25 protein-coding genes are annotated in these 24305 nt (G+C 66.5%); 7 read left to right on the plus strand and 18 right to left on the minus strand.

What is annotated here, in order from left to right:
* Positions 1–138 precede the first annotated feature (138 nt).
* On the plus strand, positions 139–603 hold the full coding sequence (locus tag ACTOWJ_RS02160; RefSeq protein ID WP_441332928.1) for a carboxymuconolactone decarboxylase family protein: 465 nt from the start codon (positions 139–141) through the stop codon (positions 601–603).
* Between the two features lie 125 nt (positions 604–728).
* Positions 729–1376 carry a hypothetical protein gene (locus ACTOWJ_RS02165; protein ID WP_441332929.1) on the plus strand — a complete coding sequence of 216 codons (648 nt, stop codon included), beginning with the start codon at positions 729–731 and terminating at the stop codon, positions 1374–1376.
* A 165-nt stretch (positions 1377–1541) separates the two neighbouring features.
* On the opposite strand, the gene ACTOWJ_RS02170 is transcribed toward ACTOWJ_RS02165, so the two are convergent.
* From ACTOWJ_RS02170 to ACTOWJ_RS02180, 3 genes are all read right to left on the minus strand, one after another.
* Complete coding sequence (locus ACTOWJ_RS02170) at positions 1542–3452, minus strand: hypothetical protein (RefSeq protein WP_441332930.1); 1911 nt, start codon at positions 3450–3452, stop codon at positions 1542–1544.
* A 311-nt stretch (positions 3453–3763) separates the two neighbouring features.
* Positions 3764–4618 (minus strand): NAD(P)H-dependent oxidoreductase, encoded by an 855-nt coding sequence (locus ACTOWJ_RS02175; protein ID WP_441332931.1) that lies wholly within the window; start codon positions 4616–4618, stop codon positions 3764–3766.
* Between the two features lie 178 nt (positions 4619–4796).
* Complete coding sequence (locus tag ACTOWJ_RS02180) at positions 4797–6089, minus strand: adenylosuccinate synthase (protein ID WP_441332932.1); 1293 nt, start codon at positions 6087–6089, stop codon at positions 4797–4799.
* Positions 6090–6679: 590 nt separating this feature from the next.
* Here ACTOWJ_RS02180 and ACTOWJ_RS02185 point away from each other — a divergent pair.
* Positions 6680–7264, plus strand: a complete 585-nt coding sequence (locus ACTOWJ_RS02185; RefSeq protein WP_441332933.1) for a dihydrofolate reductase family protein — start codon at positions 6680–6682, stop codon at positions 7262–7264.
* 74 nt (positions 7265–7338) lie between these two features.
* On the opposite strand, the gene ACTOWJ_RS02190 is transcribed toward ACTOWJ_RS02185, so the two are convergent.
* The 9 genes from ACTOWJ_RS02190 to rlmE all read right to left on the minus strand — a co-directional run bounded on the left by ACTOWJ_RS02190 (position 7339) and on the right by rlmE (position 17549).
* Positions 7339–7530, minus strand: a complete 192-nt coding sequence (locus ACTOWJ_RS02190) for a DUF2065 domain-containing protein (RefSeq protein WP_441332934.1) — start codon at positions 7528–7530, stop codon at positions 7339–7341.
* A gap of 6 nt (positions 7531–7536) precedes the next feature.
* Positions 7537–8400, minus strand: coding sequence for a protease modulator HflC (gene hflC, locus ACTOWJ_RS02195; RefSeq protein WP_441332935.1), 864 nt, complete (start codon positions 8398–8400; stop codon positions 7537–7539).
* Entirely contained in the window at positions 8397–9518 is a 1122-nt protein-coding gene (gene hflK / locus ACTOWJ_RS02200) for an FtsH protease activity modulator HflK (protein ID WP_441332936.1), read from the minus strand. The genes hflC and hflK overlap by 4 nt, the downstream gene beginning before the upstream one ends.
* A 144-nt stretch (positions 9519–9662) precedes the next feature.
* Positions 9663–10961: a ribosome rescue GTPase HflX gene (hflX, locus tag ACTOWJ_RS02205; RefSeq protein ID WP_441332937.1), complete on the minus strand. Its 1299-nt coding sequence runs from the start codon at positions 10959–10961 to the stop codon at positions 9663–9665.
* 89 nt (positions 10962–11050) lie between these two features.
* On the minus strand, positions 11051–11332 hold the full coding sequence (gene hfq, locus ACTOWJ_RS02210) for an RNA chaperone Hfq (RefSeq protein ID WP_441332938.1): 282 nt from the start codon (positions 11330–11332) through the stop codon (positions 11051–11053).
* Positions 11333–11523: 191 nt separating this feature from the next.
* Positions 11524–12513, minus strand: a complete 990-nt coding sequence (gene miaA, locus ACTOWJ_RS02215) for a tRNA (adenosine(37)-N6)-dimethylallyltransferase MiaA (protein ID WP_441332939.1) — start codon at positions 12511–12513, stop codon at positions 11524–11526.
* A 1009-nt stretch (positions 12514–13522) separates the two neighbouring features.
* Positions 13523–14422 carry a dihydropteroate synthase gene (gene folP / locus ACTOWJ_RS02220; protein ID WP_441332940.1) on the minus strand — a complete coding sequence of 300 codons (900 nt, stop codon included), beginning with the start codon at positions 14420–14422 and terminating at the stop codon, positions 13523–13525.
* A 433-nt stretch (positions 14423–14855) separates the two neighbouring features.
* Positions 14856–16751 carry an ATP-dependent zinc metalloprotease FtsH gene (ftsH, locus tag ACTOWJ_RS02225; protein WP_441332941.1) on the minus strand — a complete coding sequence of 632 codons (1896 nt, stop codon included), beginning with the start codon at positions 16749–16751 and terminating at the stop codon, positions 14856–14858.
* Positions 16752–16901: 150 nt separating this feature from the next.
* Positions 16902–17549 (minus strand): 23S rRNA (uridine(2552)-2'-O)-methyltransferase RlmE, encoded by a 648-nt coding sequence (rlmE, locus tag ACTOWJ_RS02230; RefSeq protein WP_441332942.1) that lies wholly within the window; start codon positions 17547–17549, stop codon positions 16902–16904.
* A 78-nt stretch (positions 17550–17627) separates the two neighbouring features.
* Between rlmE and yhbY the strand changes: the two genes are divergently transcribed.
* The 3 genes from yhbY (at position 17628) to ACTOWJ_RS02245 (ending at position 19166) form a co-directional block, all read left to right on the plus strand.
* On the plus strand, positions 17628–17933 hold the full coding sequence (gene yhbY, locus ACTOWJ_RS02235; RefSeq protein WP_441332943.1) for a ribosome assembly RNA-binding protein YhbY: 306 nt from the start codon (positions 17628–17630) through the stop codon (positions 17931–17933).
* A gap of 82 nt (positions 17934–18015) precedes the next feature.
* A complete protein-coding gene (locus ACTOWJ_RS02240; protein WP_441332944.1) occupies positions 18016–18390 on the plus strand; it encodes an Mth938-like domain-containing protein in 375 nt (124 codons plus the stop codon).
* A gap of 212 nt (positions 18391–18602) precedes the next feature.
* Complete coding sequence (locus tag ACTOWJ_RS02245) at positions 18603–19166, plus strand: D-Ala-D-Ala carboxypeptidase family metallohydrolase (protein WP_441332945.1); 564 nt, start codon at positions 18603–18605, stop codon at positions 19164–19166.
* A 90-nt stretch (positions 19167–19256) separates the two neighbouring features.
* Here ACTOWJ_RS02245 and ACTOWJ_RS02250 read toward each other — a convergent pair whose 3' ends face one another.
* Complete coding sequence (locus ACTOWJ_RS02250) at positions 19257–19838, minus strand: hypothetical protein (protein ID WP_441332946.1); 582 nt, start codon at positions 19836–19838, stop codon at positions 19257–19259.
* 635 nt (positions 19839–20473) lie between these two features.
* Between ACTOWJ_RS02250 and ACTOWJ_RS02255 the strand changes: the two genes are divergently transcribed.
* Positions 20474–20611: a hypothetical protein gene (locus ACTOWJ_RS02255; RefSeq protein ID WP_441332947.1), complete on the plus strand. Its 138-nt coding sequence runs from the start codon at positions 20474–20476 to the stop codon at positions 20609–20611.
* Here the strand turns inward: ACTOWJ_RS02255 and ACTOWJ_RS02260 are convergent.
* From ACTOWJ_RS02260 to surE, 5 genes are all read right to left on the minus strand, one after another.
* The gene (locus ACTOWJ_RS02260; RefSeq protein ID WP_441332948.1) at positions 20608–21114 is read right to left on the minus strand and encodes a hypothetical protein; all 507 of its coding nucleotides are present in this window, start codon (positions 21112–21114) and stop codon (positions 20608–20610) included. The genes ACTOWJ_RS02255 and ACTOWJ_RS02260 overlap by 4 nt on opposite strands.
* A gap of 106 nt (positions 21115–21220) precedes the next feature.
* A complete protein-coding gene (locus ACTOWJ_RS02265; RefSeq protein ID WP_441332949.1) occupies positions 21221–22009 on the minus strand; it encodes a peptidoglycan DD-metalloendopeptidase family protein in 789 nt (262 codons plus the stop codon).
* Between the two features lie 84 nt (positions 22010–22093).
* Positions 22094–22705 (minus strand): YqaA family protein, encoded by a 612-nt coding sequence (locus ACTOWJ_RS02270; RefSeq protein ID WP_441332950.1) that lies wholly within the window; start codon positions 22703–22705, stop codon positions 22094–22096.
* Between the two features lie 27 nt (positions 22706–22732).
* Positions 22733–23413 carry a protein-L-isoaspartate(D-aspartate) O-methyltransferase gene (locus ACTOWJ_RS02275; RefSeq protein WP_441332951.1) on the minus strand — a complete coding sequence of 227 codons (681 nt, stop codon included), beginning with the start codon at positions 23411–23413 and terminating at the stop codon, positions 22733–22735.
* The gene (gene surE / locus ACTOWJ_RS02280; protein WP_441332952.1) at positions 23410–24219 is read right to left on the minus strand and encodes a 5'/3'-nucleotidase SurE; all 810 of its coding nucleotides are present in this window, start codon (positions 24217–24219) and stop codon (positions 23410–23412) included. The genes ACTOWJ_RS02275 and surE overlap by 4 nt, the downstream gene beginning before the upstream one ends.
* Positions 24220–24305: the final 86 nt, after the last annotated feature.

A 24305-nucleotide genomic window follows, 5' to 3' on the forward strand; every position in this document is an offset into this window, starting at 1 on the left:
TCGTCAGTCCCAAGTAAGGCCGCTATGCAAGCGCGATATCGCCGGCAACGCCGATGTCACGCCAGCGCCGCCTGCTTCGTCAGACCTATGAACGCGCAACACACCCAACCGAACCGACCCTCGACAGGAGATCCGCCCATGAACATCCAAGCCCGCATGAACAACCCCGCCGTGGTGTTGCCCGAGACGATGAAGGCGCTGTGGGCGCTGAAGTCCTCGGTCGAACACAAGGGCGTGCCCGAATCCACGCTGATCCTGATCGAACTGCGCGCCAGCCAGATCAACGGCTGCGGCGTGTGCGTCGACATGCACGCCAAGATGGGCAAGAAGGCCGGCCAAAGCGACGAGCGTCTGTTCGCGGTGGCGGCATGGCGCGAGGCGCCGTACTTCGATGCGGCCGAACGCGCCGCGCTGGCACTGACCGAAGCCTTGACCCGGATCAGCGACCGTCCCGAATCGGTGTCCGACGAAATCTGGGACGAGGCCGCGCGGCACTACGACGAAGCGGCGCTGGCTGCGTTGGTGGTCGCCATCGCCAACATCAACGTCTGGAACCGGCTCAACGTCGCGGTCAGGCAGCCAGTGGGCTCGTGGAAAGTGTGAGCCGCTGAAACACGCGACCAACGCGGCGAGCGAGCAACGGCGCGATAACGCGGTTGGTTATCACAATTTCGCACCATTGAGCGGTCGCCGAGCCTCGCCGCGGAGGCCGCTCAACGGCCGAAAGCGTGGAATTTGGCCTTCACCGCGCCGGCGCGGCGCAGGACGAAACCCGCGCGATCGGCGATGCCGCTTGCGTCGGTGGGGAGATTTTCGAACGTCCAGCACTCATCGCCATGTTCGTATCGGTCGATGAATCCGGCCAAATTGCGTTGCCAATGCACGCCCGGTTCCGCCGGCAGTCCATCGCGCACGCGCATGGCTGCGTACGCATGCGATCATCGCGACAGTTCGTCCTGGAGCCGATCGCGTTCGAAACGGCGTTGCCGCCAATCCGCCGGTATCGGCGCCTTCGCGTCTTCGACGATCCACTCGGTTTCCACCGTTCGGCATCGTGGACAGAACCACCCCTCACCGATGCCCTCATGGGGTTCGCGTTCGTCGATCACCCTACCCGAGTCGGCAAAGGCGAAGTGCCGCGGTTTGACCCGCCGGTACTCGCTAGACACCGACAAATCCAGAAACGGCGCGGTGGTTCCGCGCAGCATCGCAACCTCGTGCAACATGCAATGGCGCAGCGTCGCCAGCAGTTGCCGCGGAGTGCAGGCGAACCGCGGCTGCTCGGCGACGAACTCGGCCCAGACCCGTTCCTGCCACCACAGCAGGCGATCTTCCTTACCGCGCAAGACGAACCTGAAATAACGCTCGTCGCCTAGCGCTCGACGTAAACAATCGCGCAATGGCGCTCGATCTGCTTCGCGCATGTTTCACCCGGATTGCCGGCACCGCGACACGAGTGCGTGCAGACGACACAGCATAAGCCCGGCCCGTGCGTGAGCGACGGGGGCCGTGCACGGCCCTCGTCGCCATCATCGCTGCATTCAATAATCCGCGGGATTCGCGCTGAAGCGCACCGGCACGTTGATATCCACGCAAGCGCCCACCGGCAGTCCGATGCCGCTTACCGAAATGCTGTTGGCGCCGACCGTGCCGCCGCCGCTCGGACACGTGCCGCTGCCGGTACTGGGCGCGCACGACCACGGCGCGCGCAGAGTCGCGCCGCGCGGCAAGGGATCGTTGACGACTGCGTCGACGGCCGCGTCCGGGCCGCTGCGGTTGCACGCGCGCACCAGATAGTCGGCCTGCGAACCCGGGGTGTAGTTCGCGTTGCCGTCGTTCTTGCTCAACGACAGCGACACGCACACTGCATCGACCGTGGCGCTGGCGCTGTTGTCGGCATTACCGCCCGGCGCCGGAGTGATGAAGTCGCTCTGCGCAGAACTGCCTTCGGCGAACGGCGCGTCGGCGGCGATGGTGGAGGTGTTGACGATCCGCGCGCATTGCCCCGCGCCCAGAGTCGCGGTGATCCGATAAGTCAGCCCTGAGCCGGCGGCGGCATTGCCGGCCGGCAAGGTCGCGGTGCCGCCGATCGCGCCGCTGCCGCTGGCGGCCGGACAGGTCGCGGCGCCGACCGGCGTGCAGGTCCATGAGGCGAACGTCAGCCCGACGGGCACCGCGTCGGACAGGCTCACCACCGCATCGTGCGCGGCGGTGTCGGCGAGCGTCGGCCGCGCGGTGTTGTTGCGGTAGGTCACGACGAACACCGCGTTGCCGCCCGGCACCGGCGGCGCGCTGGTGTCGAGTTGCTTGGTAGTTTGCAGATCCACGTCGTTGTCGACGATGGTCAGCGTCGCGGTGGCCTGGCCCGTCGCGCTGGTGCCGCAGGCGGTGGTCGAGGTCAGGGTGTAATCGTTGGCGTTGGTCTGCGCGGCGAAGGTCACCGTTTCGTTGTTCTCGATCACCGCGTCGTCGACGACCACGACCGGCAGCGCGAAAAGGCTGTTGTCGTAAGTGCCGGCCGGAATGCCGACGTTGACGATGTCGCCGCTGCCGCTGGTCACGGTGTAGTCGCTGCCCCGCGCCGCGGTACCGCCGGTGATCCGCACCGGCACCACGATGCCGCCGGCCGGCACGGTGCCAATGATGCGCAGCCGCGGCAACACCGCGGTCTGGCCCTCGCGGGTGGTGTAGCTGGCCGCGTCGAATTCGACGTACGGGCGCAGGGTGATCTGGATTTCGTCGAGGAAATTGCCCAACGAGATGCCGCCGCTGCTGCTGTCGGCGGCGAACCCCACCTGTTGCACGGCCGAAGTGCCGGTGTAGGTGAAGCTGCCGCTGTAATCGCGCCAACCGTTGCTGGTGCCGCCGATGGTCAGCGTGCCCAGGGTCGCCGAGGACGGCGTGCCGACGGTGTCGACCCGGTCGCTGCCGTTGTTGGTGGTGCCGATACGCGCGATCTGGCTGGTGACCGCGGTGGTGGTGCTGCCGCTGGCGTTGATGCCGAAGCTCATCACGTCCGGGGTGCTGGCCGAATCGCGTCCGCGGTGGCTGAGCCGCCAGGTGATCACCTCGCCGTTGGTCAGGCAGATGTTCTGGTAGATGCGCGACGCCCGGCTGGCATTGAGTTCGGCGTGCTGCTTGCCGGCGCGCGCGGGGGTGGCATTGAAGCTGTTGCCCCACAGCTCCACCAGCGGGCCGGTGGCCGGATTGGCGGTCACCCCGCAACCGCCGGCATTGCCCGACGGATGGGTGGTGTTCCAGCCGGTCACCTGGGCCGGCCCGGCGAAGAAGCCCACGCAAGCACCGGTGCCCAGATCGGGCTGTTCGAAACCGAGATTGACGAAGGTGCGTTGGACCTGGGCCTGGGCCGGCAGCGCCGCCCCGGCGATCACCAGGGCGAGCATGGACAGGCCCGCGCGACGCGGCGGGCACTGGGTGTTGACTACGAACATCGGACGGACTCCCCCTGACGAACGACCGCGCCATCACTGGCCGCGCGGTCGTCGCCATCCTGGGCAGGAGTTCCGGTCCCGTGCGGGAGCGGCTCCATCGACCTGCAGCCGTCCGGCCAGGCCGAATCGGAACTAAGACACACTATAAACGTGTCATAGATCACATTTTAAGAGGAGGGTATGTCAAGGGAACGTCTGAGCGAGAAGGCAAATCCGGGTGAACGACCTGAACGCATAGACCGGGCGACCCTAGCCCCGGGCGCGGCCTGGCCTGGGATCGACCTGGCCGGCCGCTCGGCCGGGCCGACGCCCTATTCGAAAACCGCTCCCGCTGAGTCGCCCACGTGCAGGGCGAAACCGTGCGTGCCCGGCCGCTCCAACCCCGGGCGCAGGGTCAGCGCCGGTACTTCGTAGTCGCCGGCGTTCTGCCGGCGATAGGCAATCGGCGCGTCGGTCCACAACCGGTCCAGGCGTTCGCCCAGCCGCTCGCGGATCGCGGCGAACGCCGGCCCGTCGACCTTGCCGGTGCGATACACCACGAACGAGGGCAACACGTCGAATCCGGGGTAATGCAGCACGCCGTGATTGATCGGAAACAGCATGTCTTCGATCGGCCCGTTGATGCCGCGGGGGCTGTAGTGCTCCTGCCAGCCGCCGGCGGTCACCGAGACCAGCGCGCGCTTGCCGGCCAACCTGCCCTCGCCGTAGCGATCGCCCCAATGCCGGTCCGAATGCTCGCCCACGCCGTAGGCGAAGCCATAGGCATAGACGCGATCGAACCAGCCCTTGAGGATCGCCGGCATCGAGAACCACCACAGCGGAAACTGCAGGATCAGCGCATCGGCCCAGCGCAGCTTGTCTTGTTCGGCGCGCACGTCCGCGGTCAGCGCGTCGCCGTCGAACGCGCGGCGCGAATCCACCGGCACCACCAACTTCGCGGCCGGGTCGCGTTGGGGAAAATCCGCCGCATCGACGCCGGCCTTCCATTGCATCGCGTACAGATCGCTGACCTCGACCTGATGTCCGCGCGCCAGCAAGTGCTCGCGCATCGCGTCCTTGAGCGCGCCGTTCAAGGATTCGGGTTCGGGATGGGCGTAGACGATCAGCACGCGCTTGCCGGCGATCGCGGCGACGGCGGATTCGGACGTGGCGGAGACAGTGTTCATCGCGAAGGCACCTAGGGGTCGATGGCCACACGATACAGTCGCATCAAGCACCGATGGGTTCGCTTTAGACCCGACAGCAGGGAGCCATGGGCACCAATCGCGGCGAACGCGGGCAACGAAAAAGCCCCGCGATTGCGGGGCTCTCTCGGGCGAACCAGGGCTGCGGACGCCGTGGGGCTTACGCCCAAGGATCGCGCAACACCATGGTGTGGTCGCGGTCCGGACCGGTGGAGACGATCGCCACCTGGCAGCCGGCGAGTTCTTCCAGCGCACGCAGATACGCGCGCGCGGCCGGCGGCAGCTTGTCCCACTCGGTGATACCGTGGGTGTTCTCGTCCCAGCCCGGGAATTCCAGGTACACCGGCGTGCACTCGTCCCAGCCGGCCGCGTCCAGCGGCGCGTATTCGGTGCGCTTGCCGCGGTATTCGTAGGCGATGCAGATCTTCAAGGTCTTCATGCCGTCGAGTACGTCGAGCTTGGTGATGCACAGGCCGGTGATGCCGTTGATCGCAACGGCGCGCTTGAGCGCGACGATGTCGATCCAGCCGCAGCGGCGCGGACGGCCGGTGGTGGCGCCGTATTCCTGGCCGCGGTCGCGGATGCCCTGGCCGATTTCGTCGTCCAGTTCGGTCGGGAACGGACCGCCGCCGACGCGGGTGGCGTAGGCCTTGGCGATACCGAGCACGTAGTCGATCGAGTCCGCGCCCACGCCGGTGCCGGCGAGCGCGCCGCCGACGGTGGTGTTGGACGAGGTCACGTACGGATAAGTGCCGTGATCGATGTCGAGCAGCGAACCCTGCGCGCCTTCGAACAGCACGCGCTTGCCCTGCTTGCGCAGCTCGTGAAGGATGCCGGCGACGTCGGACTTCATCGGCTCGACGTATTCGCCGAAGGCGAGCGCCTCGTCGAGAGTCTGCTGGTAGTCCACGCCTTCCACGCCCAGGTACTTGGTCAGCACGAAGTTGTGATAATCCAGCGCGCTGCGCAGCAGCTCGGCGAGCTGAGTCGGGTAATGCAGATCGGCCACGCGGATGCCGCGGCGCGCCACCTTGTCTTCATACGCCGGACCGATGCCGCGGCCGGTGGTGCCGATGGCCTTGCCGCCGGCGGCCTTCTCGCGCGCCTGATCCAGGGCGATGTGGTACGGCATGATCAGCGGCGTGGCCGGACTGATCTTGAGGCGCGAACGCACTTCCACGCCGGTCGCTTCCAATTCGCCGATTTCCTTTTGCAGCGCGGCCGGACTGAGCACCACGCCGTTGCCGATCAGGCACAACGCGCCTTCGCGCAGGATGCCCGAGGGAATCAGGTGCAGGACGGTCTTCTTGCCGCCGATCACCAGGGTGTGGCCGGCGTTGTGGCCGCCCTGGAAACGCACGACCGCACCGATCCGCTCGGTCAGCAGATCGACGATCTTGCCCTTGCCTTCATCGCCCCACTGGGCACCGAGAACGACGACTGACTGACCCATGAGTCCAAACTCCTGCGCTTTGCTGATAAAGCGGCGATCGCCGCGAGACCCGTCCCGGTCCAGTCGCAGCCGATGCCGCGCCACAGGACCATGAACGGAAAAAAGCCGGCGGGGATGGCCCCGTCCGGCTTTTGTGCATTATCCGGACTTCCGGGGGCCAAGGCCACCCCAAAAACGGTCCAAAACGGCCCGGGGCGGTTCGAAGTCGGTCGATCGACGGTATTTGCGCCGATCCATTCATACGGCGGCGGCCGCAACCACGCCCCGAAGACCCTATCGGCCCGGATCGCCCCGATGCCGGCCGGTCGGCCCCGAGGGAGAAAAGGCGGACCCGGCCTTACGCCGCACCCGCCATCGCCGGGCGGTCGCACCCGGCGACCTCAAACGCTCAGGACCGTACTGGTCCCGCGCGGGCGCCTGACGGGCCTCGATGTCGTCGTCGACGCCGTTCTTGTTCTGATCCAGGCGGCGCCGGCGTGAGCGGGGCCTTAACGCGGATCGCTCGCGCGACCGCTCCGAGTCGAATCGGCGCCGTCCGGTTCGTCGCTCGACTAAGACAGGCGCTCCCGGCGCCCGATGAGGAGCATCGCATGGGCCAGCTTTTTCTATCCATCAATGTATCGCTGGACGGCTACATCGAAGACCGCGAGCGCGGCATCGACTGGTTCGCCGGCGACGACGACCCGGCGTTCGAGGATTACATCAACGATCAACTGCGCTCGATCGACGGCATGATCTTCGGGCGCAAGGCGCACGAATTGCTGGCGCGGTACTGGCCCGACGCCGCGTCGCGGCCCGGGATCGGCCCGCGCCATCGCGAAGCCGCGCAGTTGATGAACCGCTTGCCGAAGTACGTGCTGTCGAATTCGGATTACCGCAGCGACTGGGTTAACTCGCACGCCATCGGCGGCGACGTCGGCGGCGTTCTGGGCGATCTCAAACGGCAATCCGATCGCGGCCTGGCGTTGTTCGCCGGCGCCGGTGCGGCGCGCAGCGTGATGGCGTCGGGGCTGATCGACGAATATCGGATCCTGGTCAATCCGACCCTGCTCGGCGGCGGCACGCGCTTGTTCGAAGCCGACGGTACGCAACGGCCGTTGCGATTGCTCGACTCGATCCGTTTCGACTGCGGCATCGTCGCGCTGCACTACGCGCCGCGTCATCCGGCGTCATGACGAAACGACGCGACCGGCCTGGGCCGGTCGCGTTCGCAAGACAAGAGGTAGACGATCGCGCGGCGCGCGGCCGATCAGCCGCCGCGCAACGCCCACAACGCGATCACTCCGACCGCGACGACGATGCCGCCGACGATGCGCAGTTGCTTGTCGGGCAACGCCTGCAACTGTTCGGCCGCGCGCTTCCAACCGCGCGGCGCGACGAACAGGAACAGGCCTTCGAGCACTGCGACCAGGCACAGTGCACGGATCAATTCACCGACCATGTCCGATCAGCGATCGGACTTGAGGTATTGCAGGAACGGATCGTCGCGGTCGAGCAGGATCACGCTCTGGCCGTCGGCGAAGGACTTGCGATACGACTCCAGGCTGCGCTGGAAGACGAAGAACGACGGATCCTTGGAAGCGGCCTCGCCGTACAGGCGGGTGGCCTCGGCATCGCCCTCGCCGCGCATCCGCTGCGCGTCGCGCTCGGCCTCGGCCAGAATCACGGTCTTGTCGCGGTCGGCCGCCGAACGGATCGCCTGCGCCTGCTCGAAGCCTTCCGCGCGCAACTGGCTGGCTACCTGCAGACGCTGCGAGCGCATCTGGTTATAGACCGACGACAACACGTTGCTGTCCTGCGGCAGATCGATGCGCTTGATCCGGATGTCCTGGATCTTCACGCCCAAGGTCGCCGCGCCGCGGTTGATGGTCTCCAACTGCTTGCCGATCACCGCTTCGCGATCGCCCTTGACCACGTCGAGCAGGTTGAGCGAGTTGATCTCGTTGCGCAGCGAATCGCGGATGATCGGCGCCAGGCGCTCGGCCGCGACGGTCTCGTCGCCACCAGTGGCCTGGAAGAAGCGGCGCATGTCCTCGATCCGGCCGATCGCGAAGAAGTCGATGCTTACGTCGAGCTTGTCGGCGGTGAGGTAGCGCTCCGGCTCGGCCGGCAGCACGTTGAGGCGGCGATCGAACACGCGCGCGCTTTCGATCAACGGCCACTTGAAGCGCAGACCGGGGCCGACGTCCTCGCGCACCACCGTACCCAGGCGGAACACGATCGCGCTGTGGCCTTCGGTGACTATGAACACCGAGCCCAGCAGGGCCAGCAGCAGGGCGATGCCCGCGGCTACTAGGGCGGGAACTCTCATCGCATCACCTCATCGCGGGATTTCGGACGCGGCGGTCGGCCGACGTAGGGAACGGTCGAGGACGACGAGTCGGTCGCGGTGACCGGGCTCAGCATCTCGGTCTGGGTCAGCGGCACGCTGACCGGACCGGGCGTGACCGGCACGCCGCCGCGATCGCCGCCGATCGATACATTCAGCAGCTGACGCGAATCGCCGCCGATGATCTTGCGGTTCTGGCTCAGCACGTCGCGCACGGTGTCCAGCCACAGACGCTTGCGGGTGACGTCGGGCGCGTTCTTGTACTGCTCGACCAGCAGCGAGAAGTGGGTCGACTCGCCTTGCGCGCGCGCCACTATCGAGGTCTTGTAGCCCTCGGCCGTGGTGCGCACTCGCTGCGCTTCGCCGCGCGCCTCGGGCACGATCTTCTTGGCGTAGGCCTGGGCCTCGTTGATCGCGGTGGTCTTGTCGGCGTTGGCGCGCTGGGCCTCGTCGAACGCGTCCTTGACCTCGTCGGGCGGGCGCGCGTTGGGCAGATTGAGCTCGGTCACGGTCAGGCCGGTCTCGTAATCCTTGAGCGAACCCTGCAGACGCTGGCGCACCTGGGTGGTCAGCACGCTGCGCGCGCCGAGCACGGTGTCCAGGTCGGAGCGGCCGATCTGCTCGCGCACCGCACTCTGCGCGGCCTGCTTGAGCACTTCCTCGGGCGTGCGCGAACCGAACAGGTACAGGCGCGGCGATTCGATCCGGTACTGGACGTTGACGTCGACGTTGACCATGTTGCCGTCGCGGGTCAGCACCGGCACGGTTTCGCTGTAGGCCTTGCTCTGGGTGGCGTTGACCTTCTTCACGCTCTCGATCGGCCACGGCGCCTTGAAGTGCGGGCCGGGCTGGAGCACGCGCGAGAACGTACCGAAGCGCAGCACCACGCCGCGCTCCTGCTCGGTCACCAGCACGAAGCAGTTGAACACCAGCCACAGGCCGATCAGCAACGCGACCCAGCGCAGGATGCCGCCGCCTCCGTTGCCGAACAGGCCGCGCAGCGGCTCGATCAGCGCATCCAGGCCGCGGCCTGGGGTTTTGCGTTGCCGCGACGGTCGGTTGTCGCCGGAATTGTCACTACCGGGGGTGTTCCAGGCCATGCCTGCTCCTAAAAGAAGTGGATGCCAGACGAGACGTCCTGTCCCGCCTGCTGCACCGGGCCGCGGCGAACGCCGGCACCGGCCTGCGGCGCATGGGCGCCGCGGCGACTCGCGCGCGGCGAACCGCGCGCGAACCTGTCGATTCTAGGTGGGGGCCTGGGCCGCCTCAAGCAAGGGGCGCAATGCCTCGCCGTGAGCCTGGGCGAACAGACGCTGGGCGTCGGCCACGGCCAGGTCGACCTGGACCGTCCAACCCTGCTCGTCGGCCTGTTCGGCGCGGACCGCGCCCAGCTCGTGCAGACGCGCTCGCAAGCGCGCATCGCGCGAGGCGATGTGCACGCTGCCCTGCAGGTGCTGCAGTTGCAGAGCCTCGCCCAGCGCGGTGCGCAGCAGGTCCAGGCCCAGGCCGTCGCGGGCCGAGACGAACACCCGAAGCTTTTCCTCGCCCGGCCGGTCGATGCGCGGGACCACGCCTTCGAGCCGGTCGATCTTGTTGAACACCAGCACCTGCGGCAGGTCGCCGGCGCCGATTTCGGCCAGCACCGCGTCGACCTGGGCGATGCGCTCGTCGCGCAGCGGGTCGGCGGCGTCGATCACGTGCAGCAGCAGGTCGGCCTCGCGCGCCTCCGACAGGGTCGAGCGGAACGCAGCGACCAGGTCATGGGGCAGATCCCGCACGAAGCCCACCGTATCGGCCAGCACCGCCCCGCCGCCCGGCAGATCGATCCGGCGCACGGTCGGGTCCAGGGTCGCGAACAGCTGATCGGCGGCGTAGGCGTCCGCGCCGGTCATCGCATTGAACAAGGTGGACTTGCCGGCGTTGGTGTAGCCGACCAGGGCCACGCGCGGCAGCTCGCTGCGCATGCGCGCGCGGCGCATCTGGGTGCGCTGCACTTCGACCTTGTCCAGGCGCTTCTGCAATTGTTCCAGGCGCTTCTGCAGCAGCCGGCGGTCGGTTTCCAGCTGGGTTTCGCCGGGACCTCGCAGACCGATGGAGCCGCCGCGCTGGCGTTCCAAGTGGGTCCAGCCGCGGATCAGGCGGGTGGACATGTGCTTGAGTTGGGCCAGTTCGACCTGCAGCTTGCCCTCAGCGCTTTGCGCGCGCTGGGAAAAGATGTCCAGGATCAGGCCGGTGCGGTCAACCACCCGGCGTTCGAGGAGGCGCTCGAGATTGCGCTCCTGGCCCGGGCTCAACGAATGATTGACCAGGATCAGGTCGGCGCCGCTGGCTTCGGCCGCGGCCTTGACCTCGTCGAGCTTGCCGCTGCCGATCAGGATGGCCGCATTGGGCCGGTCGATGCGCGCGGTCAGGACCGCGGCCACGGAGGCCCCGGCCGACCGCGCCAGATCGGCGAACTCTTCCAGCAAGTCCTCATCCGGCGCGCCGCCGGCATGAGGCTGGATCAACAGGGCGTGTTCGCCCTTTTTGGAACGCTCGAACATCGGCTATGGGCAACGAGGGGTGAGGAGAGAGAACCAATACATATGGAGGCGACGTACCGGTTTCTCAATTCACCCGCCCGCCGCTCGCATCATTCCGTTTCGTCGTCGCCGCCGCCGTTGTCGCTGCCGTCGGCGGACTGCACGTAGCCGCCGCCCGGGCCGACGCGGACGTTGCGCGCGGGGACCACGGTGGAAATGGCGTGCTTGTAGACCATCTGGCTTACGGTGTTGCGCAACAGCACCACGAATTGGTCGAAGGATTCGATCGTACCCTGCAGCTTGATGCCGTTGACCAGGTAGACCGAGACCGGTACACGTTCGCGACGCAGCGCGTTCAGGAAAGGATCCTGCAGGGATTGCCCCTTAGACATCTTCTAGTTCCCCAGCATGTTCTAGTTATTAGGACGGCGCGCCCCGACCCGCGGGTTCCCGATGCGTGGCCCGGGGGCCCGAAGGGGGTGCTTCCGTATCGCCGGCTGTTGTCCCCACAGGGGCGACCGCCCGATGGTAACGCAAGTGCAAGCAAACATTGCGACCCGGTTCCGGGTTTGCACGCCCGATTCTATGCGCCCGGCGGCCGTTCCCGCAGCCGGGCGCCAGCGAACAGCCTCAAGGCGCAAGACAGTTCCGCGCAGTCGCGCAAAGGATCGAACCAGCGCGCGTCAAGTTCGCCGCGCAGCCAGGTCAGTTGGCGCTTGGCGAGCTGGCGGGTGGCGTAGATGCCGCGTTCGCGGAACTCGGCCGCGGCATAGGCGCCGTCCAGATGTTCCCAGGCCTGGCGATAGCCGACCGCGCGGATCGCCGGCAGTTCCAGCGGCCGTGGATGCGCGCGCAGCCCGGGCAGCTCGCGCAGGCCGCGGACCTCATCGAGGAAGCCGGCGTCGAGCATCTGATCGAACCGCCGCTCGATGCGTTGGTGCAGCACCGCGCGCTCGGCCGGCGCCAGCACCAGCTTGAGCACGCGGAACGGCAACCGCGGCACCGACGCCGGCGCGCGGCGCCACTCGCTGATGCTGCGGCCGGACAGCCGGTGGACCTCCAGCGCGCGCTGGATGCGTTGGGCATCGGTGGCGTGAATACGCGCGGCGGCTTCCGGATCGATCGCTGCCAACTGCGCGTGCATCGCGTCCCAGCCCAGCTCCGCCGCCTCGGCCGCGATCCGCGCGCGGGTGTCCGGGTCGGCCTCGGGCATGTCCGACAGTCCCTGCAACAGAGCGTGGAAGTACAGGCCGGTGCCGCCGGCCAGGATCGGCACGCGGCCGCGCTCGGCGATCTGCGCCATCGCCCGGCGCGCATCGACGGCGAATTCGGCCGCCGAATAGGTCTGCCAGGGATCGCGCAGATCGATCAGGTGATGCGGCACCCTCGCCTGCTCCTGCGCGCTCGGCTTGGCCGCGCCGATGTCCAGGCCGCGGTAGACCAGGGCCGAATCGACGCTGACGATCTCGCCGTCCAGGCGCTGCGCCCAATCCAGCGCGAGCGCGGTCTTGCCCGAGGCGGTCGGCCCCATCAGGGCGATGGCGATTGGGCGCGGATCGGAAGCGGTGCTCATGCGGGCGGCGAAGCGTAACGAGCCGGCAGCCTCGCACAGGCGCGGGCGCGGCGAAAGCGGCGCCCGGATCGGGCGTGTGCGCGGGGACGGCCGGGTTTCCCACAGCGCATGTGGAGAACCACTGGGGCAAGCCTGTTGATAAGCGCCTGCATCGCAGGCCCCGCAACGGATTGCGGCGGTTTGTCTATTTTTTGACCACCCGGTTACGGTTGTCCACACAGCCTGTGGACAAACCTGCGGACAGATTCTGGACCACGCCGCGCGAAGCGTTGCGGCATAAGCATTGCAAGAGGGTTGGCGAAAATTTGACCAGTAAATTTTCTTGACTTGAACGGCGAAATCGGCGTCCCCGGTCGCGAGCGATCTTCGCCTTCGCGAACACTGCATTCGCGATTTCCACAGCGCCTGTGGACAAACCTGCGGATACACACAGTGGAATCATGTTTCCCGCCTTACCTCGCAAGGGCTCGATAAGTTTGGCCAAATTATCGCCAGTTCGTTTTCGCCTCAGGATCGTCGCCGCAAGCGCTTCCTGTAGGAGCGACGCAAGTCGCGACCGCGACCTCGCAGTTGCGTCGTAAACCGCAGGTCGCGGTCGCGACTTGCGTCGCTCCTATAGGGAGTTCGGGTTAGCGCAAGATCGGTGCTGGGTTCGAATGGATGCTTGACGCTATCGATGTCCACACGCGCTGTGGATAAACCTGCGGATACACACAGTGGAATCGTGTTTCACGCTTTGCATCGCAAGGGTCCGGCAAGTTTGGCTAAATTATCGCCAGTTCGTTTTCGCCTCAGGATCGTCCCCGCAAGCGCCTCCTGTAGGAGCGACGAAATTCGCGACCGCGACCTCGCAGTTGCGTCGTAAACCGCAGGTCGCGGTCGCGACTCGCGTCGCTCCTACAGGGAGTTCGGGTTAGCGCAAGATCGGTGCTGGGTTCGAATGAACGCTTGGTTCTATCGATGTCCACAATCGCTGTGGACAAGGATGCTTACGCGATCGACAGCCCGCTCATTCGTCGTCGGGCCACTTCGGCGGCGCGGGCGATGCGGCGCGCTTGGGGGGCTGCTGCGCCGCCACCGCTTCCCATACCTTGATCGCATCGACGGTCGCGGCAACGTCGTGCACGCGCAGCAGCTTGGCTCCGCGCTGGGCCGCGATCAGGTGCGCGGCGACCGAGCCGTGGATGCGCTCGCGCGCGTCCTCGCGGCCGGTGAGTTCGCCGATACTGCGTTTGCGCGACAGGCCGGCCAGCACCGGTACGCCCAGTTCGGCGAAACGCTCGAGCTGCGCCAACAAGGTGAGGTTGTGCTGCAGGGTCTTGCCGAAGCCGAAGCCGGGGTCGATGACGATACGCTTCTTGGCGATACCGGCCATCTCCGCGGCGAAGATGCGCTCGGCCAGGAAGCGGTGCACCTGTGCGACTACGTCGTCGTACTCGGGCTGGTGTTGCATCGAGCGCGGCTCGCCGAGCATGTGCATGAGGATCACCGGTACGCCGAGTTCCGCCGCGGCCTCCAGCGCGCCTTCGCGGCGCAGCGCGTAGACGTCGTTGATGAGGCCGGCGCCGGCGGCGACCGCGGCGCGCATGACTTCGGGCTTGGAGGTGTCGATGCTGATCGGCAGCGAGGTCTCGCGCGCGAGCCGTTCGATCACCGGAATCGTGCGGCGCAGTTCCTCCTCGACCGGCACTTCATCGGCGCCGGGCCGGGTCGACTCGCCACCGATATCGAGTGCGTCGGCGCCTTCCTGCGCCAGCCGTAGTCCATGCGCGACCGCAGCTTCGAGCGTGTCGTGGGCGCCGCCGTCGGAGAAGGAATCCGGCGTGACGTTGACGATGCCGAGCACACGCGGGCGGTCGAGCGTCAGGCGGCGGCCGTTGCAGTCCAGGGTGGGGGCGAGGTCGAACATGGGCGGTTCCGTGCGGGCGACGATGGTTCGAATGCTAACCGCTTGCCGGGCGATGCGGACTCGGAGGCCTTGCCGCGGTCTCGATCAGGTGGGATCGAAAAGCGTCGGGGCTGAAGCGCCTCCCACAAAAGACTTCGCGCTTCGCTCAGGAGAGGCGCCGACATCGCAGCGCAAGTTTCGAAACTTCTTGTGAGAGCGACCTCGGCCCTGAAGTCTTTATGAGAGCAACTCCAGCCCGAAGTCTCCCGGAGGGCAACTTCAGCCCGAAGTCTTTTGTGGGAGGCGCTTGAGCCCCGACGCCTTTCGACCACGAGCGACTCAGCCCCACCTCACCACCAGCCGCACAAAAGAAAACACCGGAGCAAGCTCCGGCGCTTTCGTATTTCTCAGCGGTGTCCGCTTTCGCGGCTTCAACCGATCAAACTCGAGCCGATCAAGTCTGCGCCGCAGGCCCGCCGATCGCGCCCGGGCGACCCTTGTCGTCCTTGCTGGTCTTGCCAGACTTGATCCAGTCGGCCGGGGGACCGGGATCGCGGCCTTCCATGATCTCGTCGATCTGGCCAGCGTCGATGGTCTCGTACTGCAGCAAGGCCTGAGCCATCACTTCCAGCTTGTCCATATTGGATCTGAGGATATCGGTCGTGCGCGAGTAGGCGTTGTCGAGAATGCTGCGCACGACTTCGTCGATCTTGCGCGCGGTCTCGTCGGACACGTTCTTGTGCTGGGTCACCGAACGGCCGAGGAAGACTTCGTCCTCTTCTTCGCCGTAGGTGATCGGACCGAGTTCCGACAGACCCCACTTGGTGACCATGTTGCGGGCCATCTTGGTGGCGCGCTCGATGTCGTTGGACGCACCGGTGGTGACCATGTCGGCGCCGAAAACCAGCTCTTCGGCGACGCGGCCGCCGTACAGCGAACACAGCCGGCTTTCGATATTGATCTTGTTGTAGCTGTAGCGGTCGCCCTCGGGCAAGTACATGGTCACGCCCAGCGCGCGGCCACGCGGGATGATGGTGACCTTGTAGACCGGGTCGTGATCCGGGACCAGACGGCCGACGATCGCATGGCCGGCCTCGTGATACGCGGTGAGCTTCTTCTCGTCCTCGCTCATCGCCATCGAGCGGTTTTCGGTGCCCATCATGATCTTGTCGCGCGCGCGGTCGAAATGCTCCATGCGCACTTCCTTACCGTTCTCGCGCGCGGCGAACAGCGCCGCCTCGTTGCACAGATTGGCGAGGTCGGCGCCGCTGAAACCCGGAGTGCCGCGGGCGATGGTCATCGGCACGACGTCGTCGGCCAGCGGCAACTTGCGCATGTGTACGCGCAGGATCTGCTCGCGGCCCTTGACGTCGGGCAAGCCGACCACGACCTGACGGTCGAAACGGCCCGGACGCAGCAGCGCCGGATCGAGCACGTCGGGGCGGTTGGTCGCGGCGATCACGATCACGCCTTCGCCGCCTTCGAAACCGTCCATCTCGACCAGCAACTGGTTGAGGGTCTGCTCGCGCTCGTCGTGACCGCCGCCCAGGCCGGCGCCGCGATGACGACCGACCGCGTCGATTTCGTCGATGAAGATGATGCACGGTGCGTGCTTCTTGGCCTGCTCGAACATGTCGCGCACGCGGCTGGCGCCGACGCCGACGAACATTTCGACGAAGTCCGAACCGGAGATCGAGAAGAATGGCACCTTGGCCTCGCCGGCGATAGCGCGGGCCAGCAGGGTCTTGCCGGTACCCGGCGGGCCGACCATCAGCACGCCGCGCGGAATCTTGCCGCCGAGTTTCTGGAACTTGGATGGATCGCGCAGGAACTCGACGAGTTCGCCGACTTCTTCCTTCGCCTCGTCGCAGCCGGCGACGTCGGCCAGAGTCACCTTGACCTGGTCCTCGCCCTGCAGCTTGGCCCGCGAACGGCCGAAGCTCATCGCGCCCTTGCTGCCGCCCTGCTGCATCTGGCGCATGAAATAGACCCAGATGCCGATGAACAGCAGCCACGGCAGCACGTTGACCAGGATCATGATCAGCGACGGGCTGCTCGACGGCGGGGTCTGCTCGGTGACGACCTTGTGGTTGATCAGGTCGTTGATCAGGTACGGGTCGCGCGTGCTGTAGGTCGTGAACGTGCTGTCGTCCTTGCGCTTGCCGGTGATCGTCGTGCCGTCATCGGAGATCTTGACCTCCTTGATGCGATCGTTCTGGACCTGGCTGATGAAGTCGTTGTAGGCGAGCGCCTCGGTGCCGGGGGTGCGCGGACCGAACGCCTGGAACACCACCATCAATACGACGGCGACGATCACCCAGAGCAGCAGATTCTTGGCCAAATCGTTCATGTATTTCCTACCCTGCGACCCCGTAGGGTCGGTGTCCTCCGACGCCTCGTGCGCCGGTGGTAACGCCCAGATTGTCACACACCCGCGACCGGGCACCTGACGAGATTCGGCCGGTTCGGCCTTCGGCGCAACAACCTGTTTGTCTTACGCTCAGGTCGCCGCCGCCTTCTTGCCCTGTGCCAGCGCGTACACCTCCGGCGACCGCTTGCGCGAGGCCGCCGGCTTGCGGATCGAGACCTTGGCGTAGCGACGGCGCAGTTCGCGCACGTAATCGTCGAAACCCACGCCCTGGAACAGCTTGATCAGGAACGTGCCCTCGACCCTCAGGTGCCGGTCGGCGAAATCCATCGCCAGCTCCGAAAGGTGCATCGCCCGCGGCAGGTCCACCGCGTCCACGCCACTCATATTGGGGGCCATGTCCGACAGCACAAGGTCCACGCTTTGCCCGCCCAGGCCGGCTTCCAGCCGGGCCAGCACTTCGTCCTCGCGGAAATCGCCGAGGATGAACTCGACCCCGGCCAGTCCGGGCATGTCGAGGATGTCCAGGGCGATGATCCGCCCGGGCTGCTTGGCGTTGAGCCGGTCCAGCTCGGTGCGGATCCACTGCGACCAGCCGCCGGGGGCGGCGCCGAGGTCGACCACCACCATGCCCGGCTTGAGCAGGCGGTCGCGTTCGACCAGTTCTTCGAGTTTGTAGGCCGCGCGCGAGCGCAAGCCTTCGGCCTTGGCCTTCTTCACGAAGGGGTCGGAGAAGTGTTCCTTGAGCCAGCGCTGGCTGGATTTGCTGCGGGTCGCCATGGGCGGGCGGCCGTCCCGGTGAGGGTTGGGGGCGCCATGATACCCTGAGCGCCCTTCCCGCTCCGTTCGTGTGACCCGATGCCGACCCTGCTGACCTCCGCCCAGACCCGCTTCCTGCGCGGACTGGCCCACGACCTCAAAGCGATGCTCCAGGTCGGCGGTAAGGGGGTGACGGACACTTTGATCGCCGAAATCGATCTGGCCCTGGAGCACCACGAGCTTATTAAGGTGAAGGTCGGCGCCGACGACCGCGAGGGTCGCGACTCACTGATCGGTGAGATTGCCGCCCGTACCGACTCCGCCCTGGTCCAACGCATCGGCCACACCGCCGTGCTGTACCGGGCCAGCAAGGACAAGCGGCAGATCGTGTTGCCGCGGGCCTGAGAGGCCGGGATTCGGGATTCCGAGATCTTCGACGAGACCACGCGATCGCTTTAACGAATCACCCATCCCAAATCTTCACCCCATGCTACTGACTCTGGAAAACCCCGATCACGAGTTCTTCTTGCGCGGCGCCGACGGCCAGGCCGCCCTGGTGAACCAACGCCGGCTCGAGCGCAGCTTCATCCTGGCGCCGAACCAACTGATCGAGGACTGGGCGGTGGGCGGTGCGCGCACGCTGAGCATCGAAGAACTCGAGCCGCTGTTCGCGCTGGAACCGGAGCTGATCGTGCTCGGCTGCGGCGCGACCCAGGCGTTTCCGCCCGCCGCGACCCTGGCCGCCTGCCTGCGCCGCGGCGTCGGGCTGGAATCGATGACCAACGCCGCCGCCGCGCGCACCTTCAACGTGCTGGCCGGCGAAGGCCGGCGCGTGGTCGCCGGATTCGTCCTCGGCGCGTGAGTTCGCGCGCGGCCTGTTCGAAGCAACCCGCCAATACCGCGACCAGCCCCTATCCGACTGTAGGAGCGACGCGAGTCGCGACCGCGACATCGCGGCTGCGTCGGAACTTAGAGGTCGCAGTCGCGACTCGCGTCGCTCCTACAGCGAGCAGCCCGAAGAAAACTACAGACTCGAACATTCGTTTCACCGCAGCGTGGTGTTCGTGTCTGACCTTGGCGATTCTGATCGCCGGCTGCCGCGCGCCCTCGCCTGCCGAACGCTATGAAACTTGGCTCGCCGGCGGCCAACGCGAAAAAGCCGATGAATACCGGGGTTATCTGCGTGCTCAAGGCGTCGCCGATCTCGTGCCGATGAGCGAGTTGCTACGCTCCGGACGGCGCTGGCGACTGTGCGGCGCAGCCGAATTCGCGTTGCCGCCGAAACCCGCTTGGCCGGATACCGCACGCACGCTGCGTCTGATCGGTGAGCTACGCCGCGCCGACCTGCTGGAAGGCGCCGAAATCACGTCCGCTTACCGCGAGCCAGCCTTGAATCGCTGCGAAGGCGGCAGCTCGCGCAGCCGGCATATGAGCGGCGGCGCCTACGATTTCGACCTCGCCGCCGATATCGACGCGCAGTCGCTGTGCGCGTTCTGGCGCAAACGCGGACCGGCGACCGGGTTCGGCCTGGGTTTCTACGACGCGCGTCGTCTGCATGTGGACAGCGCCGGCTTCCGTACCTGGGGCTACGACTACAAGCGGCCTTCGTCGCTGTGCGTGCAGCGCGAGAAACTCTGACGAGCCGACTTGGCTCAATCCTTGTCTCTCTCCCTCTCCCGCTTGCGGGAGAGGGGCTACTGCTTCGCCGCTTCGAATGCGGAGCGAACCTTAAACCCGCGCCGCGTGTTCGTTATCGCCCAGGCGATACCGATACGAAGCCGAATTCAACTCCAGCACGATTCCGCTGGACGGCGCGTACCAGACGGTTACCGGCTGCTCCTGGCGCAACACCGCGTAGGCCGAACGCGGCAGCTTGAACTGCAAGGTGTGCGCGGGGGTGCGGTCGCTGAGCAGGGTGAGCACGCAATGCGAGCGCAAGCGGCCTCCACCGATGCGCATCGCCACGACCCGGCCGCTGACGGCCGCCTTGGTTCCCAACTCGATGTCGTCGCGCACATAACGTCCGCGGTTTTCCGCAATCGGAAAATTCAGCGACAACATGAAAGCAAGAGACGCCGCCACGAAGGCCACGCCCGCGCCGAAGCCCAACGGCAGCGCCAACGATCCGGCTATCGCGGCGCCGATCAACAACGCCCCCAGCACTTTCCAATATCCGCCGCTTTTTGCGGCCAGCGCATTGCGCTCGCTGTGACTCAACTGCTGGCGGGTTTCCGGTTTCGCGTCGAAAGTCGCGGGGGTCTCGAGCTCGTCCGTCTGGCGGCCCGTATCGTCTAGGGTCAAATTCAACATGGTTTGGTTTCCCGGCTATGCGTTTGCGTCGCGGCTCCCTCCGCTGTGGTGCGATCCATCGCGCTATGTGAGTTTCGTTCGCCGCCCCCTTCCCAGCGCGGCGCGACACTAGCACGCGAAATATCGAACAACTATTCGAATGCGGCCGGGGCGCGATCGATACGATTTCGATCTGCGACAGCCGGTCGCTATTTTTTGCGCGCAAGCGCACTCGCCAAAAGCCGCATCAGTACAGTCGCGGCGCAATCAGTTCATTTACTTCGCTGGCAGTTAACTCGCCGAATCGAGAAGTGAGTGCGTATTGCCAACGCAGCCGCGCCGCCGGTCGACATCAGCGAGCCGCTCGTCGGTAGCCATCGGTCACCATTCATTCGCCAGTCACTTGCATCGGTGACTTTCAGCCGCGAAAACGCGATTCGTCGTGCACGACGATAATCGGCTCGATATCGCCGACCGATGGCAAGCGAAGAACCACGACGCGTTTCGCTGTTTTCGTTTGAACTCGAACCGATGGGCCATTCGCTTCGGCTTCGAATCGGCGTACGAACGAATCGTTGCCGGAAGGCCGATATCGACCGACCCGGCCGGATCAGTTCGGTTCGGACTGAAAGCGATAGTTGTTTCGGAGTTCGCCCATGACCGCCAGCCAATCTCAAGACGACATCGACGGCCCGTCGCCGGATCGACGCGGATTGGATTATCTGCGTTCGAAACTGCCCTCCCCGCCGCCCAAGCCGTCGCTGATCGGCGGGCGGGCCGCGGTCGCCGCCTAAATCTGCTTCTCGGCGGCGAATGCGTACTCGCACGACGCCGCGACGATATTCATGATGGTCTTGCTGGCCGGCGCATAAGCGATCCGGACGCGTTCGTTCTCCACGATCTTGAGGTTCAGCGACGGCCGCGCGGTGAAGCGGAATGTCTGCGCCGGCGTTTCCTCGCTGAGCATCTCCAGGCGATAGAACGGATACTCGTCGGATTCGATCAGCTTGACGACCCGCGCGGTCGCGAACCGCTTGATGCCCGCATCGATATCCGCCCTGATGGCCGCGCGTACGCCGAAGTGGCCGAGCAGCATCAGGCCGAACACGACGCAGCTCGTCACCACCACCGGCCACACCATGCCGGCGCTGTAGCGGTCGGACACGATCACCGTAACGATGGGAACCACCAGGAAGGCCAGCGCCTCCAGATACCCGCCCGAATCGAGTTCGGTGAGCCGATCGATTTCCAGTTCGCTCAGCGGCTGGGTTTGCGCTTCATCCGTCGATGCCGACATGCTGATCCTTCAGACAGTTTCGCGCTCAGCGCGCCCTCACGCTCGCGAAATCATCGCCGCCGGACTCGAGGTTCGCGCATCCGGCCGACGCCTGCGTGCCCCCGGCTCACTTGGCCGGCAGATACAACATCGGATCGACCGGCTTGGCGTTGTAGCGCACCTCGAAGTGCAGCATGTCGCGCGCCGCGCCGCTGCGGCCCATCTCGGCGATCTGGTCGCCGGCCTTGACCACCTGGCCTTCGTTGACCAGGCGCTTGCGGTTGTGGCCGTAAGCCGACAGCCATTGTTCGTTGTGCTTGACGATGATCAGCTCGCCGTAACCGACCAGGCCGGTGCCCGAATACACCACCACGCCGTCGGCGGCCGCGCGCACCGGCGTGCCGCTGGCGCCGCCGATGTCGACGCCCTGCTTGGTCGGTTCGTTGGCCACGTAACGGCCCAGCAACGGGCCGTCGGCGGGCCAGCGCCAGCGGATGCCGCTGTTGACCGGCGCGGCCGGCGCAGGCGCCGGCGCACTCGCGCGCGGCGGCGCGGCGCCGGTCGAAGGCGATCCGGAAGCGGGCCGCTCGCCGCCGGACGGATACAGGCGCAGGCGCTGGCCGGGGTTGAGACTGTAGGGCGGCGAGAGATTGTTCCAGGCGGCCAGATCGGCCATCTGGATGCCGTTGTTGGCGGCGATGCGGTACAGGCCCTCGCCTCGCTGCACGGTGTAGGTGGCGCCGTACTTCGGCTTGGAGGCCGCCGGTGCCGGACGCGCGCCGCTGGGCCGCGAAGAAGTCGGACGGCCACCGCGGGAAGGCTCGCGGACGACGGTGCTCGAACAACCGATCAGGGCGAGCGATGCCAGGATGCAGGCGGCCATCGCCAGGGTCGGGGTTCGGGTCGTCTTGCTCATGCCTGTCCTCTTGCTGCGCCGCTGCTCGCGCGGATTGGATCTGGAAGGTGCAGCCGCCGCCGTCAGTGTGGCGGCAGCAGTGGCTCAGTGTTGTGAACGCCAGACCAACCAGGCGACGGCGGCGACCACCAGCGCGGTGGCGATCCAGCCGATCGGCTCGATGTAGCGCCGCAACGCCGCCTCGGCGCGTTCGCCGCCGATGCGGATCGCCAGCGCGAGCAGGTACACGCGCTTGCCGCGGCCGATCAGCATGCTCAGCACGTATTGCAGCATAGGCACGCCGACGATGCCCGACGCCCAGGTGAATACCTTCATCGGAATCGGCATGAAGCCGCCGAGCACCAGGAACAAGAACACCGCCCACGGCGACTCGGCCATCTTGGCCTGCACCGTGGCGATGCCCGATTCGATCGCCGGCAGCATACCGAGCGCGGCGAACATCGGCTTGAGCGCTTCGAAGGCGTAATGGCCCAGGAAATAACCGACCAAGGCGCCCAGCATGGAACCGGTCAAGCTCAAGGTCGCGAACCAGAACGCCCGCTTGGGCTGCGCCACCGACATCGGCGCCAGCATCACCTCGGGCATCACCGGGAAGATGATCGCCTCGACGAAACTCAAACCGGTCAGATAAGCCGGCGCGTGCTTGTGCCGTGCCCAGGTGATGGTGCGCTCGTAGAGCGGGCCGAAAATCTTCAAAGCGTGCGTTCCTGTCGGCTGCGGGGGTCAGTCGATCATGCCCGACAGCAGCGGCACGAAGACCACCGGTGCGAGCGTGTGTTGGCTGATATTGCCTTCGGCGTCCTTGCGCAACTTGAGCAGCGACTGCGACGACGAGGCGCCGACCGGTGCGATCAAGGTGCCGTTGACCGCGAGCTGGTCGGTGAGCGCATCGACCAGGGCCGGCGCGGCGGCGGTGACGATGATCGCGTCGAAGGGGCCGTTCTCCGGCCAGCCGATGCGGCCGTCGTCGTGCTTGCTGCGCACGTTCAGGCCAAGCTGGCGGAAGCGCTTGCGCGCGGTGCGCAACAACTCGCCGATGCGTTCGACGGTGTGCACTTCCAGGCCCAGCGCGGCCAGGATCGCGGCCTGATAGCCCGAGCCGGTGCCGATCTCCAGCACCTTGCCCGGAACGCCGTCCTCGAACAGCGCTTCGGTCATCTTGGCCACCACCCACGGCTGGGAGATGGTCTGGCCGTGGCCGATCGGCAGCGCGGTGTCTTCGTAAGCGCGCATCGCCAGGGCTTCGTCGACGAACAGATGGCGCGGCACGGTGCGGATCGCGTTGAGCACGCGCTCGTCGCGGATGCCGGCCTCGCGCAAGCGTTCGACCAGGCGGTCGCGCACCCGCTGCGAGGTCAGGCCGCTGCCGATGGCCTCGGGCTGCAAACGCATGCGCTGGATCATGCCCCGCCCTCCACGCTCGCGCCTTCGGGCTGCGGTGCGTCCAGCGCCGCGGCCAGGCCACCGACCCAGCTGGCGACTTGTTCCAGCGCCTGGTAACGGGTCAGATCGACGTGGATCGGGGTGATCGAGATGTTGCCGGTGCGCACGGCATGGAAGTCGGTGCCCGGACCGGCGTCGGCTTCGGCGCCGGCCGGACCGATCCACCACCACGCGCGGCCGCGTGGATCGGTCTGCTGGATGCAGGCCTCGGCGCGATGGCGGTTGCCCAGCCGGGTGACCTCGAAACCGGCGACCTGCGCCCAGGGCAGATCGGGCACGTTGACGTTGAGAATGGTGTCGGCCGGCAGCGGATCGGTGCGCAGGCGGGCGATGATCTCCACCGCCGCGCGCGCTGCGGTCTGGTAGTGACGCTCCTCGCCATCGCCGTGCGCCAGCGACATCGCCACCGCGGGCAGGCCGAGGAAACGGCCTTCCATCGCCGCGGCGACGGTGCCTGAATAGATCACGTCGTCGCCCATGTTGGTGGTGGTGTTGATCCCGGACACCACGATATCGGGTTCCAGTTGCAACATCCCCGCCAGGGCCAGGTGAACGCAGTCGGTCGGCGTGCCGTACACGCGCCAGGTGCGTTCGTCGAGCTGGCTCACCCGTACCGGCATGTCCAGGGTCAACGAGTTGCTGGCGCCGGAGCGATCGCGATCGGGAGCGACCACCAGCACTTCGTGACCGGCCTCGCGCAGCCCCTGAGCGAGGATGCGGATGCCGGGCGCGTCGACGCCGTCGTCGTTGCTGACCAATACGCGCATGAGTCTCCGCTGGTAAAAAGACAGGCAATCAGAGGCTGAATGATACCCGATAGGGCGACCGCCTTCGCGTACCGCGAGCCCCAACG

The sequence above is a fragment of the Lysobacter sp. CA199 genome, from assembly GCF_052078715.1.
Lineage (GTDB): Bacteria > Pseudomonadota > Gammaproteobacteria > Xanthomonadales > Xanthomonadaceae > Lysobacter.